This window comes from Dellaglioa sp. CoH-57-MRSF-16 (genome assembly GCF_056782055.1).
This window is the reverse complement of sequence record NZ_JBXAXZ010000007.1, coordinates 18171-35219: the sequence shown is the minus strand read 5'-3', so window position 1 is coordinate 35219 and position 17049 is coordinate 18171. Positions and strand designations below refer to the sequence as shown.

General features: G+C 34.0%; 17 protein-coding genes. 4 read left to right on the top strand and 13 right to left on the bottom strand.

Annotated elements, in window-relative coordinates; translation table 11 throughout:
• The 7 genes from rlmB to AC1RPH_RS06875 all read right to left on the bottom strand — a co-directional run bounded on the left by rlmB (position 1) and on the right by AC1RPH_RS06875 (position 7589).
• Positions 1-759, bottom strand: coding sequence for a 23S rRNA (guanosine(2251)-2'-O)-methyltransferase RlmB (gene rlmB / locus AC1RPH_RS06905; RefSeq protein ID WP_481761891.1), 759 nt, complete (start codon positions 757-759; stop codon positions 1-3).
• The gene (locus tag AC1RPH_RS06900) at positions 740-1162 is read right to left on the bottom strand and encodes a Mini-ribonuclease 3 (RefSeq protein ID WP_409021543.1); all 423 of its coding nucleotides are present in this window, start codon (positions 1160-1162) and stop codon (positions 740-742) included. The genes rlmB and AC1RPH_RS06900 overlap by 20 nt, the downstream gene beginning before the upstream one ends.
• The gene (gene cysS, locus AC1RPH_RS06895) at positions 1162-2571 is read right to left on the bottom strand and encodes a cysteine--tRNA ligase (protein WP_481761915.1); all 1410 of its coding nucleotides are present in this window, start codon (positions 2569-2571) and stop codon (positions 1162-1164) included. Before cysS ends, AC1RPH_RS06900 begins: the two co-directional genes overlap by 1 nt.
• A gap of 258 nt (positions 2572-2829) precedes the next feature.
• On the bottom strand, positions 2830-4323 hold the full coding sequence (gltX, locus tag AC1RPH_RS06890) for a glutamate--tRNA ligase (protein ID WP_481761890.1): 1494 nt from the start codon (positions 4321-4323) through the stop codon (positions 2830-2832).
• A 128-nt stretch (positions 4324-4451) separates the two neighbouring features.
• Positions 4452-5564, bottom strand: coding sequence for a PIN/TRAM domain-containing protein (locus tag AC1RPH_RS06885; protein WP_481761889.1), 1113 nt, complete (start codon positions 5562-5564; stop codon positions 4452-4454).
• 16 nt (positions 5565-5580) lie between these two features.
• Entirely contained in the window at positions 5581-6951 is a 1371-nt protein-coding gene (gene radA, locus AC1RPH_RS06880; protein ID WP_409021546.1) for a DNA repair protein RadA, read from the bottom strand.
• A gap of 101 nt (positions 6952-7052) precedes the next feature.
• A complete protein-coding gene (locus AC1RPH_RS06875; protein WP_481761888.1) occupies positions 7053-7589 on the bottom strand; it encodes a dCTP deaminase/dUTPase family protein in 537 nt (178 codons plus the stop codon).
• 112 nt (positions 7590-7701) lie between these two features.
• Between AC1RPH_RS06875 and AC1RPH_RS06870 the strand changes: the two genes are divergently transcribed.
• The 3 genes from AC1RPH_RS06870 to AC1RPH_RS06860 all read left to right on the top strand — a co-directional run bounded on the left by AC1RPH_RS06870 (position 7702) and on the right by AC1RPH_RS06860 (position 10202).
• Positions 7702-7986 (top strand): GNAT family N-acetyltransferase, encoded by a 285-nt coding sequence (locus tag AC1RPH_RS06870; RefSeq protein ID WP_481761887.1) that lies wholly within the window; start codon positions 7702-7704, stop codon positions 7984-7986.
• Positions 7987-8006: 20 nt separating this feature from the next.
• Entirely contained in the window at positions 8007-8708 is a 702-nt protein-coding gene (gene rpiA, locus AC1RPH_RS06865) for a ribose-5-phosphate isomerase RpiA (RefSeq protein WP_481761886.1), read from the top strand.
• A gap of 159 nt (positions 8709-8867) precedes the next feature.
• The gene (locus tag AC1RPH_RS06860) at positions 8868-10202 is read left to right on the top strand and encodes a C1 family peptidase (protein WP_481761885.1); all 1335 of its coding nucleotides are present in this window, start codon (positions 8868-8870) and stop codon (positions 10200-10202) included.
• Positions 10203-10233: 31 nt separating this feature from the next.
• Here AC1RPH_RS06860 and AC1RPH_RS06855 read toward each other — a convergent pair whose 3' ends face one another.
• Both AC1RPH_RS06855 and AC1RPH_RS06850 read right to left on the bottom strand, forming a co-directional pair.
• Entirely contained in the window at positions 10234-10917 is a 684-nt protein-coding gene (locus AC1RPH_RS06855; protein WP_481761884.1) for a 2,3-bisphosphoglycerate-dependent phosphoglycerate mutase, read from the bottom strand.
• An 86-nt stretch (positions 10918-11003) separates the two neighbouring features.
• On the bottom strand, positions 11004-12260 hold the full coding sequence (locus AC1RPH_RS06850; RefSeq protein WP_481761883.1) for a C40 family peptidase: 1257 nt from the start codon (positions 12258-12260) through the stop codon (positions 11004-11006).
• A gap of 428 nt (positions 12261-12688) precedes the next feature.
• On the opposite strand from AC1RPH_RS06850, the gene AC1RPH_RS06845 reads away from it, so the two are divergent.
• Complete coding sequence (locus AC1RPH_RS06845; protein ID WP_481761882.1) at positions 12689-13723, top strand: LCP family glycopolymer transferase; 1035 nt, start codon at positions 12689-12691, stop codon at positions 13721-13723.
• Positions 13724-13776: 53 nt separating this feature from the next.
• Here AC1RPH_RS06845 and accA read toward each other — a convergent pair whose 3' ends face one another.
• The 4 genes from accA to AC1RPH_RS06825 are packed head-to-tail and all read right to left on the bottom strand — an operon-like array spanning position 13777 to position 17037.
• The gene (gene accA, locus AC1RPH_RS06840) at positions 13777-14541 is read right to left on the bottom strand and encodes a carboxyltransferase subunit alpha (protein ID WP_481761881.1); all 765 of its coding nucleotides are present in this window, start codon (positions 14539-14541) and stop codon (positions 13777-13779) included.
• Between the two features lie 13 nt (positions 14542-14554).
• Entirely contained in the window at positions 14555-15337 is a 783-nt protein-coding gene (locus AC1RPH_RS06835; protein ID WP_481761880.1) for an acetyl-CoA carboxylase carboxyltransferase subunit beta, read from the bottom strand.
• A 14-nt stretch (positions 15338-15351) separates the two neighbouring features.
• Positions 15352-16641, bottom strand: coding sequence for an acetyl-CoA carboxylase biotin carboxylase subunit (locus tag AC1RPH_RS06830; RefSeq protein ID WP_481761879.1), 1290 nt, complete (start codon positions 16639-16641; stop codon positions 15352-15354).
• 9 nt (positions 16642-16650) lie between these two features.
• Positions 16651-17037: an acetyl-CoA carboxylase biotin carboxyl carrier protein gene (locus tag AC1RPH_RS06825; RefSeq protein WP_481761878.1), complete on the bottom strand. Its 387-nt coding sequence runs from the start codon at positions 17035-17037 to the stop codon at positions 16651-16653.
• Positions 17038-17049: the final 12 nt, after the last annotated feature.

Here is a 17049-nt window from a genome sequence, read left to right as displayed (position 1 = left end):
TTATTTACCCCTAGAAGTAAATCCTTGATAAATAAGTAAACTGGCTGCGACACTGGCGTTTAAACTTTGAACGTGTCCAACCATTGGAATAGTCAACATACCATCACAAGCTTTTTTCAATAACGGTGAAATACCTTTACCTTCGTTACCAATTACGAGGGCTGTGGGTCCTTTAGCATCCCATTCACGATAATCTTGTCCATCCATATCTGTTCCGAAGACCCATAATCCGGCCTTTTTCAATTCATTTACAGTATTTACCAAATTAGTTACGCGAGCAACTGGCATATATTCAATTGCACCTGTTGACGTCTTAGCAACTGTTGACGTTAAACCGACTGCGCGACGTTTTGGAATAATAATTCCATGTACACCCGCAGCATCGGCTGTTCTCATAATTGATCCTAAGTTATGTGGATCTTCAACATTATCTAAAATAAGGAAAAATGGTGGTTCATCTTTATCAGCTGCACTTTTGAAAAGATCTTCAATAGTTGCATATTCAAATGCGGCAACTGCTACAATAACGCCTTGGTGATTTTGTTGATCTGATAATAAATCTAATTTACTTTTAGGAACTAGTTGTGTGATAATACCTTTTTTCTTAGCTAACTGTTCAATACCACTTAAAACATCTGATTTTAATCCAGTTTGTAAAAATAATTTGTTAATTGATTGATTACTTTTTAACGCTGCTTCTACAGGGTGACGACCAATAATAAAATCGCCAGCCTCTTCACTACTTCTTGGTTGTCCCATTTAAGTTCTCCTTTTCAACGGTGTTAATACACCATTTTGCCAATTCGGCCAATCTATCGTTTTGATTACTCAAAAATAAGTAGCCAAACAATGCTTCAAATCCAGTTGAAATACGATACGTTATTACTGATGTATTTTTAGCTGAAGTATGACTTTTAGCATTACGTCCACGTTTAAAGTAGTCTATTTCTTCTTCAGTTAAAATATTATTTTCTGTCATTTTATCTATCAAGAAAGCTTGTGCTTTGGCTGATACATAATGTGTTGCTTGATGGTGTAATTGAGTTGGTCTTGTAAGTCCTTGTACAAGTAAGTGTTTACGAACAAATACTTCATAAATACCATCGCCCATATAAGCTAACGCAATCCCATTCATTTGTTGATAATCTGCATTATTTTCCATTAGTCTTTTCTCCATCTAGTTCCTTGTGGTGTGTCTTCCAAAATAATTCCTTCTGCTGCAAGTTGATCTCGAATTTCATCGCTTTTTTGAAAATCTTTTTGTTTCTTAGCTTCTATTCTTTGTGCAATTAATTTTTCAACTCTGATATCTAGAGCATCAGCTACTTGTCCAAAAGCTAATCCAAAAACTGATGTCATTTCTTTAAAAATTTCTAACAAGTGATTAATTGAATCTCGTTCCACTTGTTTGTTTTCAGAATAGACATTCATTTTCTTAGCTAAATCATAGATAACTGCAATACCATTTTGTGAATTAAAATCATCATCCATAGCAGTTTCAAAATTGGATAAGCTCTCATTAATTTGATTTTCTATTAATTTATTTTCTCCTGAAATAGCATCGTTCAATCGATAAGTTAAGTTATCAAATGCTGTTTTCAATTTATTTAAATTATTAGTCGCTTCATCAATATTCGCTTGGCTATACTGAATTGGACGGCGGTAATGCGTTGTTGCCATAAAGAAACGGATAACTTGTGGATTGACTTCTTTAATCATATCATGCACCGTAACAAAATTACCTAGTGATTTACTCATTTTTTCATCATTTTCACCAATTGTTACAAATCCATTATGCATCCAATAGTTAGCAAATTTTTGACCCGTTTCAGCTTCACTTTGAGCGATTTCATTTTCATGATGTGGAAACATTAAATCCTGTCCACCACCATGAATATCAATCGTTGGACCTAGGTATTTTGTTGCCATTACAGAACACTCAATGTGCCAACCCGGACGGCCCTTACCAAATGGAGAGTTCCAAGAAAGATCATCATTTTTGACTGATTTCCAAAGTGCAAAATCAATTTCATCTTCTTTTCGAGCCGTTTCTTCAGTATCAACATGCTGACTGGCACCTTGTTCTAATTCGTTGATATTTTGATCAGATAATTTACCATAATCTGGAGATTTACGCGTTCTAAAATAAACATCCCCATCAGATACATAAGCATAACCTTTATCAATTAAATTTAATATAAATTGAATGATATCATCAATATTTTCTGTCGCCTTTGGATTTTTAGTTGCTGGTTCAATCGCCAATGCCTTGGTATCTTCCATGAAAGCAGCAATAAACTTATCGGCTAATTGTTGAACTGTTATATGGTCTTCTTTAGCAGCTTTGATCATTTTATCATCAACATCTGTAAAATTAGATACATAGTTAACTTTAAAATGACGATATTCAAAATATCGACGAATTGTATCAAACGCAATAGCACTTCGCGCATTTCCAATATGAATATAGTTATAAACGGTTGGCCCGCAAACGTACATACTAACTTTCCCAGACACAAGTGGTTTAAAAACCTCTTTTTGATTCGTTAATGTATTATAAATTGAAATCATTTTATCACCCGCCATTTAATCTTTTTGTTAAAAAAAGACGTCTTTTATATACTTATAAAAGACGTCTTCAACGTTGTTCCACTCCTTAAGATGTAGTGAACCTACATCCAACAATGAGTTAACGTTCATTACACGACTATAATTACTTTGTTCATCATAGCATTTTAAAGAGGCACTTCACAACTAACGTTTGTTTTCTCACATCACCGAAAACTTTCTAAAAAACGCCAATAAGTTGTTACTCTCTCTTATCAAAAATTATTTTGTATTCATTTCTTCTAACGTTTTGTTCAAATGAGCTAATGCTTTTTCACGACCAAGCAATTCGATTGATGCTGGTAGTTCTGGTCCATGCATTTCACGCGTTGTTGCAATACGGATTGGCATATATAATTGACGACCTTTAATTTTTGTATCTTTTTGAATTGATTTAATTGTTGCTTGGATAGCAACAGCATCAAAAATATCAATCGTTTTAATGCGTTCAGCAAATTCTTTTAAAACTGTTGGTGCTGTTTCAACAGCTAACTCTGCCTTTGCTTCATCATCAAGAACAGGTGGTTCGCTTAAAAATACTTCTGCCATTTCAGTAATTTGACCTGTATATGACATTTGTTGCTTATAAAGGCTAATTAATTTACGAGCCCATTCAATTCTTTCTGCACTTGGATCAGCTTCAATTTTACCATCTTGAATTAATTGACGTAAAGCCAAATCCATTACTTTATCTTCATCAGCTGTTTTAATATATTGATTATTAATCCATTCTAATTTTTTACCATCAAATGAAGCTGGTGACTTGCTTAAACGTTTAGGATCAAACATTTTAATCAATTCTTGGCGAGAGAAAATTTCACTTTCGCCAACTGGTGACCAGCCTAATAAGGTAATGAAGTTTACCATAGCTTCTGGCAAGTAGCCTAATTCACGATATTGTTCAATGAATTGGAGAACATTTTCATCACGTTTACTTAATTTTTTTCCTGTTTCTGTATTGATAATTAATGTCATATGTCCAAAGATAGGTGCATCCCAGCCAAATGCTTCATAAATCATCAATTGCTTAGGCGTATTGGCAATATGGTCATCCCCACGAAGAACATGCGTAATTTCCATCAAGTGATCATCAACAACAACAGCAAAGTTATATGTTGGCATACCATCACGTTTTTGAATAACAAAATCGCCACCAATAGTATTGGAATCAAAGGTAATTTCACCTTTAACAATATCTTTAAATTCGTATTTTTTGTTTGCTGGAACACGGAAACGAATAACAGGTGTTAAACCGGCAGCTTTTGACTCTGCAATTTTAGCAGTAATCTCATCATCAGACATACCTGCATATTCGTATTCATAATGTGGCATTTCATTACGTGCTTTTTGAGCATCACGGTCTGCTTCGAGTTCATCTTCTGTTTTATATGACTCGTAAGCTAAATTTTTATCCACTAATTCTTGGATTAATGGTAAATAGATATCTTTACGTTCTGATTGACGATAAGGACCAAATTCTCCTGGTTTGTCAGGACCTTCATCCCAATCCATGCCTAACCATTTTAAGTTATCTAGTTGGCTGCGTTCACCATCAGCAATATTTCTCTTTGTATCAGTATCTTCAATACGGATAACAAAAGTACCCTTTTGACTTCTCGCAAATAAGTAATTAAATAGAGCGGTACGAGCATTTCCAATGTGTAAATGTCCAGTTGGACTTGGTGCATATCTGACACGAATTTTATTTTTAGCCATGATAACGCCTCTTTCTTTTTTCTGTATTTAGTTACTACGATATAAACCGTTTATTTAAGGCTTTATTCAACTAATCTAGTTTACAATGAATCGGATAAAAAATAAAGCCAATAATCTTAGTATTGACTTTATTTCTTATCGTTTATTTTTTTCATTGAATGTAATGGTTTTGCAAAAATCATTCTTCCAGCATCCGTTTGAAGTGCACTTGTAACGACAACGTCAATTGATTTGTTTAGGAAATACTTTCCTTCTTCCACGACAACCATTGTTCCATCATCCAAATAAGCAACACCTTGTTGACGCTCAGAACCATTTTTTATTACCATAACATGTAATTGTTCTCCAGGAATAACCCGAGGTTTCAATGATTTAGCTAGTGCATTTACATTCAAAATCTGGACATTTTGAAATTCGCTAACTTTGTTTAAATTAAAATCATTTGTGACAATAACCCCATCAATCGTTTTAGCTAATTTAATTAACTTACTATCTACTTCTTCAATTTCTTCAAAATCACCTTCATACATTTCAATCGGCATGATTTTTTCATCTTGAAGTTTATTTAAAATATCTAATCCTCTACGACCCCGAACACGTTTGATACTATCAGCTGAATCTGCAATATATTGGAGTTCATATAAAACAAAATTAGGAACTAATAATGTTCCTTCAATAAAGCCAGTTTTAATCAAATCATAAATCCGGCCATCAATTAAGATATTTGTATCTAATATTTTATATTCATGATAATTATCATTGACATTACGGTCTAGTAAACTACTTTCAACGACATCACTTTTCTTATTTTTTGATGCAAATAATTTACGCCAATCCTCCAAACGATTAGTTCCTATAACAAAACCCAAGTATCCAAGTAAAAATAGTAACAAAACGGGTACAATTGTGTTCAATAGCCATATTTCTGATCGATAGAATGGTGTTGAGATTAAAATTGCAATAACCATACCAACAATAGTTGAAACACTCGCTGTTAGTAGCATCATTGGGCTTTGATTAGTTAAATAATTTTCAATATTTGCCAGTAATTTTTCTAGTGGCGTTATGATAAATAAAGATAGAATAAGAGCTAAACCGACACCTATTAAAAAATTAACAACACTATTATTTAATATACCAATCTCCGCAATACTCACTAATTTCCAAAAAAGTGGTAGCAAACTAACACCAATTCCACCGCCGACTAGTGCAACAACACCTTTAATAATATTTCTACGCATTGACAACTCCTCCTTTCTAACTAAACACTACTTTTAGTGCTTCGCTTAGTGTAGCAACACCAACAACTGTAATTCCTTTAGGTGGTGTCCATCCTGATAAATTATTTTTAGGAATAAAAATTCGTTTAAATCCAAGCTTTTGTGCTTCAGCAACCCGTTGTTCAATCCGATTAACACGTCGAATTTCACCAGTCAATCCAATTTCACCTACAAAACTGTCTGCAGGGTCTGTTTCTTTATCTCGATAACTTGACGCAATACTAACAGCAATCGCTAAATCAATAGCTGGTTCATCTAATTTTACGCCACCAGCCGCCTTAAGATAAGCATCCTGGTTCTGTAATAATAAACTTGCACGTTTTTCAAGAACGGCCATTATTAATGACACACGATTGTGATCAAGCCCTGTAGTTGTACGCTTCGCCGTTCCGTAAACTGTTGGTGTGATTAATGCTTGAACTTCAACCAAAATAGGTCGTGTTCCTTCCATAGATACAACAATAGCAGAACCTGTTGCGCCAGCCAAACGTTCTTCTAAGAAAATTTCTGATGGGTTTGCAACTTCAAATAACCCACCTTCACGCATATCAAAAATTCCAATTTCATTTGTTGAACCAAATCGGTTTTTAACAGCGCGTAAAATACGGAACGTGTGATGCATATCTCCTTCAAAATAAAGGACTGTATCAACCATATGTTCCAAAATTTTGGGACCAGCAATTGCACCACCTTTTGTTACATGTCCAACAATAAAAATCGTAATACCATTCGTTTTAGCAATTTGTAATAATTCAGCAGTTACTTCTCGAATTTGAGAAACACTGCCAACTGCAGCAGACATTTCTGGTTCTTGCATTGTTTGAATTGAGTCAATGACTACGTAATCAGGATTTAATGTCTCAATATTTTGACGAATATTACCCATATCTGTTTCAGGGTAAAGATAAAATTTCTGACCTCCAACACCGAGGCGCTGTGCACGCATTTTAATCTGAACAGCACTTTCTTCACCAGAAACATATAAGACAGTTCCGCCAGTTTGGCTTAGTTGACCAGAAACTTGTAAAAGTAATGTTGATTTACCAATGCCTGGATCACCACCAATTAAAACTAATGACCCGGGTACAACACCACCACCAAGAACACGATTTAATTCACCTAACTCAGTTTCAACACGTTCTTGTTCTGCCATTGAGATATCATCTAATAGTTCTGGTTTAACAGAAGCTCCAGTAAAACTGACACGAGCTTTACGATCTGCTTTTTGTGATTGTTCACGCTCTTCTACCATCGTGTTCCATTCGTTACAGTTAGGGCAACGACCCAAATACTTTGGTGAGGTGTATCCACAGTTTTGACATACAAATTGCGTTTTTACTTTTGCCATACAAACTCCCCACCCTTTCATTATAAATTCTATTGTTAATATTTTATCACATAAACGACAACCTGTAATTTCAATTGAAATTCTTAATCATTCTATAATAACTATTTACCTGATGAACCAAATCCGCCAATACGTTTTGTAGCGGTCACCTTTTCATTATCAACAGTTAAATAGGGCATAAAAATCCCTTGGCCTATCCGATCTCCTTTTTTTACCATTTGATCTTTTAAACTAAAATTAACAATTTGTATGAAAATTTCACCTTCATTTTTTTCGTTATTATAGTAATCAGAATCAATAACACCAATTCCATTTGGTAAAATCAGTCCACGTTTTAAGGGGCTACTTGAACGATTTGCTAATAATAAAAATTCATTATCTAGCATATACGCTTTAATTCCTGTGGGAATTAAATAAGGTTTCAAAATTTTATTTGCTTGAATGAGCTCTTCTTCAGCCACCGATTCACGATGCCTAATTAGCCATAAAACCTTTAAAAATCCACTTTTCCAGATTGAAGGTAATGTAAAATCTTCAGCTGCAGCTAAGTCATATCCTGCCGAAGTTGTTGTTGATCGAACGGGTAAGTCAATTTTCCCTGCATATTTAGTAACAATTTCAAATCCTCTTGTTTTCATTTGTTTATCCCCGTAATCTGTTTACTTTTTATCTTACCTCATTTATGACATAAATGGCTAGTTTTTGGGCATTTTTTAATGGTATAATTACATTCAAAGGGAAGGTGTTCAAATGGATTTCCAACTAAATGAAACCGATTTACGCGTGTACAACGTTAATGACGAGTTAATTAGTCGAATTAGTTTTACCATGATTAATGCTAATCAGACAATGGTCATTGAACATACTTGGGTAGCTGACAATCAGCGTCATCAAGGGCTTGCAAAAAGTACAACTGATTACTTAATTAAACAAGTTATTCTAAATCAGCAAACTATTTTACCATTATGCCCTTATACAAAGTTTTATTTTAGTGAACATCCAGAACTTTTAGAATTAATTTATACACCTAAATAAAAAATAGGAGAGTGACACACATGAATCAAGACAATTTAAAAAAATTAGTTGGACAAAAAGCTGTCGAGTTTATTAAAGACGGTATGGTTGTTGGACTTGGTACAGGCTCAACCGTTAAATTTATGGTAGATGCATTAGGTCAACGTGTTAAAAATGAAAACTTATCAATTATCGGTGTTTCAACATCAATTAGAACTGAAGAACAAGCAAAATCACTTGGTATTCCAGTTAAATCAGTTGATGAAGTTGACCACATTGATTTAACAATTGATGGTGCAGATGAAATTGATGACCATTTCCAAGGTATTAAAGGTGGCGGTGCTGCTCATTTATTTGAAAAAATTGTTGCTATTAATTCAAATCAAAATATGTGGATTGTTGATGAAAGTAAAATGGTTCATACGTTGGGTAAATTCCCTCTTCCCGTTGAAGTTATCCCTTACGGTAGTCATCAATTATTCAAAAAATTAGAAGCTAAAGGATTTAATCCCAAATTTAGAACTGTTGATAATGAAAATGTTTTAACTGACTCTAAAAATTTTGTCATCGATTTATATTTAGGTGAAATAAACGATCCTGCTAGCATACAAGATTATTTAGCTAAACAAGTTGGTGTTGTAGAACAAGGTCTATTTTTAGATTGTGTAAATACGGTTATCGTTGGACGTCAAGATGGTCCTGAAGTTTTACACGCACGTTCTGACACCTTTACAATTAAATAATTCTAAAGAAGAGCTAATTTTTATTGGCTCTTTTTAAATACGCAAATTGATTTTATTTAAAAATGAGAATTTTCTTTTCTTTTTAACATTGTTTACTAATCTAACGAGATATATTATAATAGCCACAGTACTTAAATCTTATATAGGAGTGTGATTTTTTTGACACAATCAATTAGTTCAGAACAACTCGCAAAATTCCAAAAAAATTTACATGCACGTGAAAGCCATGAAGTTATTGAACGTGCCGTTACAAAAAATGGTATTTTAGCAAATAGTTACGATTTAAAAGCCCAAGCTAAAATGGAACCTGTTTTCTCAATTGATCTGGATGTTGGTAATGTTTCTAACCAAAAGCAATCAGGTCGTTGTTGGATGTTCGCCGCATTAAATACAATGCGTCATGACATGAAAACAAATTTTAAAGTTGCCAAAGATTTTGAATTGTCACAAAATTTCACTTACTTCTGGGATAAACTTGAAAAAGCAAATTACTTTTATCAAAATGTTCTTGAAACAGCTGATAAACCAACTAGTGACCGTACCGTTTCATGGTTAATGACAACTCCACAACAAGATGGCGGCCAATGGGATATGATCGTTGCAATTATTGAAAAATATGGTGTTGTTCCTCAATCTGTGATGCCTGAAACATATAATAGTTCTAAATCAAGCGAAATCAATTCAACTTTAAACTTAAAATTAAGAAAAGATGCTGTTGATTTACGTGAACTCGTTGCTGCCGGAACAAGTTCAAAAGAAATTGAAGTCGTCAAAGAAGCTAAACTTACTGAAATTTATCGTTTATTAGCATACAGTTTTGGTGAACCTCCTGCAACATTTGACTTTGAATATCGTGATTCTGATAATGAATATCATATTGATAAAAATTTAACACCAAAAACATTCTATGAAAAATTTATCGGTTGGGACTTAGATGAATACGTCTCAATCATTAATGGTCCAACAGATGATAAACCTTACAATAATATGTACACAGTTGATCGTCTTGGAAATGTTGTTGATGGGCGTCCTATTCGCCATTTAAACATTAACATGGCTGATTTTAGAGATGTTGCCATCAAACAATTACAATCTGGCGAGAGCGTCTGGTTCGGTTGTGATGTTGGTCAATCGTCTGAACGCCAAATTGGTATTATGGATACTGAACTTTATCATAAAGATGAATTGTTCAATATTGATCTAGCTTTATCAAAAGCTGAACGCCTTGATTACGGTGAGAGTCTAATGACTCATGCTATGGTTCTAACAGGTGTTGATTTGGTTAATGATCAAGCAACCAAATGGAAAGTTGAAAACTCATGGGGCGAAAAAGTTGGTAATAAAGGCTTCTTCGTTATGAGTGATGACTGGATGGAAGAATATTGTTATCAAGTTGTCGTTAACAAAAAATTCTTACCAGAAAAATTACAAGCTATTCTAAAAGAAGAACCTAAAGTCCTTGCTCCTTGGGATCCAATGGGTGCATTAGCATAATTAAAAAAGTAACAACAATATTGAATTGTTGTTACTTTTTTTGTGTTAAAATTTTTTTGCTTTTAATTGTTAAATCATCATTTAATGTATACCAAATAGGGACACCATTCGGAACCTCAACGCCATCAATATCTGCATCTGAAATATTTTCTAAATATTTTATCAATACCCTAAGTGTACTGCCATGTGCGACAATCAACTGGTTATTACCTTGTCTTAACTCTGGGGCAATGACATCTTGCCAGTAAGGTAAAATCCGTTTAAATGCCATTTCTAAGCTTTCTGATGTTGGTAAGCTACTTTTAACACGTTGCTTGTACCGTCTATCATTATCAGGTACAGATAAACTAGGTGGGATAGTCGTATAACTACGGCGCCATTGGGCTACTTGTTTAATACCGTAGATACGTTTGGTTTCATCTTTATTTAAACCGCGCAAGGCACCATAATGTCGTTCATTAAGACGCCAATTTTTCTGTATTGGAATCCAAAGTTGATTCATTTCTTCCATCATAATATTACTCGTTTTAATAGCTCGTTTTAAGACAGATGTATGAACCTGTGAAAATTGAATATTTGTATTAAGAATAACTGTTCCTGCAACTCTAGCTTCAGCGATGCCCTTAGCCGTTAATGGAACATCTGTCCAACCGGTGTATTCATTATTTTGATTTGCTAGACTCTCACCATGTCTTACCATGACTAATTCAACCATTATTAAAACCTTCTTCACTCTTCATTAATACTCATTATAACAAAAAAGACTTAAAACAACATTGTTGTCTTAAGTCTTTTAATTATTTATTTTACTCGACCAGCAAAATCTGGTTTCCAGTAAGCACTCATTGTGCTAATTTTAACATTTTGTCCTTCAGTTGGAGCTTCAGCAAATTGACTTCCACCTAAGTAGATAGCAACATGGTATGATGATCCTTTTGATCCCCAGAAAAGTAAGTCTCCAGGTTGTGCTTGAGAAACTGATTCATAGCTAACTTGTCCTTCTTGAGCAACAGTGTAGCCACCAATAGATTTTCCAGCAGCATGAGCATAAACATAACTAGTAAATCCTGAACAATCAAAACCGCTCAATGATTTTCCGCCCCATACATATGGGATGCTCTTTGTTGTTAATGATCTTGCTAGAGCAGTAATACTACTTGTATCAAGACTTGAAGCACTCACAGCACTTGTTGCTGCTTTTTTACTTGAACTATTTGTAGTTGAAGTTGTGACAGCTTTTTCACTTGAAGCTGAAGTATTTGAGCTTTTTACTGCTTTATTACTTGAAGTATCTGTACTTGCAGCTTCAGTTGCTTTTGATGCAGCTGCATCTGCTGCTGCTGCATCGTTCTTTTCATTTGCTGCTTTAGTTTCTGCTGCTGCTTTTTCAGCAGCTTTTTCTGCTGCTTTTGCTTTATCGATAGATGATTGTGTATCTGATTTTTTTGTATCAATTTGTGCTTTTAATGTATTTGCGTTTGCTTGTTTAACCGCTAGTTCAGCTTGTTTGTTTGTATATTCTTTAACTGTTTTTTGTTGATCTGCAGCCTTTTCATCTAATTCAACTTTAGAAGATTTAACTTCTGCTTTATCAGCTTTTTGTTGTTTAGCAGCTTTTTGACCAGCACCAACTAATGTTGTAACTGTTCCCACACGTTTGAAGGCATCAACAACACTTTTTGAATCTGAAACAAATTCAACCATGCTTGCTGTACTTCCATCAACTTGTAAAGCACGTGTTTGATCAGCTAATTGTGAATCTCTTTGTGAAATTTCAACATTTAATCTGCTGATCTTCTTACCTAATTTGTATTGATCTGATTCAAGTTTTGCAGCTGTATCTTTAGCATCCTTAACTTCAGCTTGAGTTGAAGTAATTTCACTATTAATTGTTGCTAATTTTGCAGCAACTTTAGTGCTCTTGCTATTTAATTTAGCAATCGTGCTTGTTAGTTCAGTTACACTATCTGAAGCGTTAGCTTGTTCTGCAACTGCGCTCATTCCAATAAGTGTAGCTGTCATCATCATTACTTTAGCAATTTTACTATTAATTTTCAAAAGGCACTCTCCTAGTTGATTTCATAATTATTATTTAATTTTAGCGTATTCGTTTTTCTCGACTAGAATAGAATAGCACGGTTCTTAGGTACATACCATTACGGTTAGTTTACATTCGAATTTAATTTACATCTTTTAATTTCAGTATGATTACACAAATGTTACAAAAGGCCATTTCCATTGTTTTTATCCCTCTTATTTGTTGTTAAATAGGCATTTACGAGTTCTATATTAAAATGACAAAAGCGTAATACAATTAGTCGTTTTTCACTGATTTAACATTACTTAATTAATCAAAGTTGTCCTTTTCATTCTTTTACATTTTTTCAATTATTTAATAATACCGTAAGAAAAAATTTTTTTTGCTTTTTATCCCTTTTTTTATCGTATAATCAGCTTAATTAATGTAATGAAAGGTATGAATAAATATGGCTAAAAATAATAACTTGGGAATGCCATCTCCAATAAAAGGCAGTTCTCAAAGCAATAAAAATAAGCATCCAATACTGTGGACACTATTGATAATTATGATTTTAGGTATTGCTTCTGGAGGTGTATATGCCTATTCAGTATTCACACATACTGAAGATACCGTCGCAAAAACTTACAAGAAAACCAAAGCAAAAAAATTAAGAAATGTTTCCAGTATTTTGAGTGAGAAAAAACCTTTTTCAATTCTATTAATGGGGACTGATACTGGCGCACTTGGTCGAAGTGATACAGGACGCACGGATACAATGATCGTTGCAACAGTTAATCCAACAACAAATAAAACTACCTTAACAAGTATTCCTCGTGATACTCAAGTTAAAATTGACGGAAGTGATGAAAGCTCTTCAAAAATAAACAGTGCCTATACCTATGGTGGCAAAGATGGTTCAACATCTGCTGTTAATACTGTTCAAAATTTATTAGATATCCCAATTGATTATTATATGTTAATTAACATGAATGGATTAAAGAAAATTGTTGATACCGTTGGTGGTGTTGATGTCAAACCATTACTTTCATTTAAACTTGAAGGAACTCATTATAAAAAAGGTAAGACAATCCATTTAAACGGCAAACAAGCCTTAGCTTATACGCGAATGCGTCATTCAGATCCACTAGGTGATTATGGCCGTCAAAAACGTCAAAAACAGATTATTACAGCAATTACCGGAAAAGCTAAATCTGTAAATTCACTCGCAAACTACAAAAAATTATTAAAAACAATTGACGGAAACATGGTAACTGATCTTAGTTTTAATGATATGCTCACAGTAGAAACAAACTACAGCGCCGCTACAGAATCAATTCACTCTGATTTCTTGCAAGGAGTAAGTACAGATGTTGATGGTCTTTCATATGAAGTTCCAACATCGACTGAAAAGAAACGCGTCTCAAATGCTATTCGTTCTCAATTAGGTTTAAACAAATCAACACAAGCCTTTACTAGTTTAGAACAGCAACTCTCTAAATAAATAGATATAAAAAAGAAACGGACCTCAATTAAAATTTGAGGTCCGTTTCTTTTTTACCAATTTTCTAAAAACTTTTGGTATTTCATTTCTCTTTGTTCAATAAGTTCATTAGATGATTTAGTCGCTAGGTTCTTCAGCAATTCATTTAGACTACTGTCCATTAGACTTATTGTTGCTGCCTGATTAGTTTCTGGCAATACCACATCAATCAATCCAATATTAAATAACTCAGTAGCCGTCATTGGCAAACTTGTTTCAATCTCATTTGGATTAGTTTTCTTCAAAATAGCACTAACGGCTTCTGGAGATGCTACTGAAAATAAGCTATTTTCAACCATCATAATAGCATTTGCATTTGCTAAAGCCAGTGCACCACCGCTTTGACCTTCACCTAAAAAAATGGCAATATTCGGCACTTGTAATGCACCCATTTTTAAAATCATTTCAGAAATAATATAGCTCTGTCCTGTTTGTTCTGATTTAACGCTGGCATCTGCGCCGGGCATATTAATTAGCGTTACAACAGGTCGCTTAAATTTTTCAGCTTCATTTAGTAATCGCATTGCTTTTCGATACCCACTTGGCTTCACGGCACCAAAATTATAGGCTAAACGTTCTTCTAAATTTACGCCCCGATTAATGCCAATAACTGTCACTGGGCACTTATGAAAAAGTCCAATCCCACCAATAATGGAAGCATCCTCTTCGCCAACTCGATCACCATGATTTTCGAAAAACACATCAAATAGACTAGAAATAATAAATTTAGCACTTAATCTATCATTCGATCGAACTTTTTTTAAAAAATCTGAGTCCATTTTTAATATCCCCTCACACGTGTAATAGTAGTAGCTGACTAAGAATCTGTTTTATGTTTTTCCGATCAATAACCTGATCAACAAATCCATTTTCATATAAACCTTCTGCTGTTTGAAAATTAGCAGGTAGCTTTTCATTTGTCGTCTGTTTAATCACTCTTTCACCAGCAAAGCCAATTTTAGCTTGTTTTTCAGCTAATACAATATCGTTATTTAGTGCAAAGCTAGCACTGACACCACCCATTGTTGGATCCGTCAATAGGGACATGACTAATAACCCTGCATTATCTAGTTTTTGTTTCATGTAAAGAATCGAATTCATTTGTAATAACGAATAAATTCCCTCTTGCATTCTTGCACCACCAGAAGCAGTAACGATTACAAATGGCAGTCGTTTATCTAATGCGACTTGCATCCCTAACTTAATTCTAGTCCCTGCCGTCGTATTCAATGATCCCATCATAAAAAAACTATCCATTACTGCTAAAATCAATGGTTGTTGATCAATGCTACCTTCACCGACAATAACGGCTTCATCAGATGTCGTTGAACGCTTAGCACGTTCCAGTTTTTCTGAGTAACCTGGAAATTGTGCTTTATTTTCTGTTTTATTTGCTACATTTATTACCTCAAAACCGTTTTCATCTGTTAAAATAGCAATTCTCTCCATAGCAGTCAAGCGTTTATAAGTTTGGCATTTAGGACAAATAAAATAAGGTGCCCATTCACTTTCATGTAAATGCGTCCCACAATTTCGGCACTTTTGCCATTGATTTGTCTTTGGATAATGACTCATTACCGCCACCGCCTTTAAATTTTGCTATCAATTGAAATGGTATTTTCAATAAATTCTTGTGATTTTATAATTATTTTTAATTGCGTTAAATTAGTTTCAATTCCTGAAATATAAATTGATTCAAGTGATTTTTGCATTTTTAAAATAGCTAATTCTCTCGTTTCAGCATGACAAATAATTTTTGCTAATAGTCCGTCATAGAAAGCAGAGATGGTGTCACCGACACCATAACCCGTTTCAATTCGAATATCTTTAGGAAAATCAAAACATGTAATTTTAGTTTTCACACTTGGAATTAAGGATAATCGACATTCGATTGCATGTCCATTCATTTCTACATCATTATTCAATACTTCTTTACCTTCAGCAACTAACAACTGTTGTTGAACAACATCCATTTTAACAGTTTCTTCAGTAACACCATGTTCGACTTGCAATCGTGTATTCATTTCTAAAAAATAAAATTGATTATTCGCAAATAAAAATTCTACAGTTCCTAATCCAACGTAATGTAAATTTTTGATTAACTGACGCGTAAAATAGTAGAGTTGGCTTTGTTGCTCACTAGTTAAGACAACTGATGGGCTTTCTTCAATCACTTTTTGTCGGTGATTTTGCAAGCTACAATCCCGATTTCCTAACACTTGAACATGGTGCCCATCACCGATAATTTGCACTTCTATATGCCGCGCGTTTATCAATTTTTTTTCAAGATAAAAACTTCCCTCAGCAAAAGAAGCCTTTGCTTCTTGCTGAACAATCTCAGCGCCAGATAACAAATCAGATTTCCTTTCAACTGCTCTGATACCCTTGCCGCCTCCGCCATGTGAAGCTTTAATTAATAGTGGGAATCCAATTTTATTTGCTTGCTCAATCAATTCTTCGTTAGAAGTAATTAAATCAGATCCAGGAATAACGGGTACCCCTTTCTCAATTGCTAACAAACGAGATTTATCTTTATCTGCTAGTTGCTGGATTAATTCCGCTTCCGGACCAATAAAAGTAATACCACATTCCATACACATTTGTGCAAAATGCGCATCTTCTGATAGAAACCCGTATCCTGGATGAATTGCATCAACATTTAAACTTAATGCTGCCATCAATATACTCTCTCGATTTAAATAAGAATCTTTTGCTAAGGCTGGCCCAATGCAAATTTTTTCATCAGCAAGTTCAACAAATCGACTTTGTGCATCCACTGTTGAATAAATAGCGACCGTTTGTATATTTAATTTTTGGCAAGCGCGAATAATTCGTTCAGCCACTTCTCCACGATTCGCTATTAAAATTTTTCGAAACAAATGACTCACCTATCCATCTATTCTAATTTTAAGTAACTCTTGATCAAATTCGACTAATTCACCATCATCTACTAGTTGTTCAAGTACGATACCTGTCACTGGCGATTGGATATCATTGTATAATTTCATACTTTCAATTTGAGCAATAACCTGCTTTTTAATAATTTTAGTCCCAATTGTTCCCATTTTATCAAAATGAACTAACCCAACAAGTGGGCTTTTAACGATAAAAATGGTGTCACTATCATCTTCTTGTATATTTGTTGCTACTTTTATTTTTTCGGCTGTTTTTTCTTGATCTACAACTACTTTAAAGTCACCATCTTCAATTTCAACATGAGAAAATGGCATTGTCGCAATTTTATCTAATAATTGATTAATTTCATTAAATTTCATTAATTTGCACAC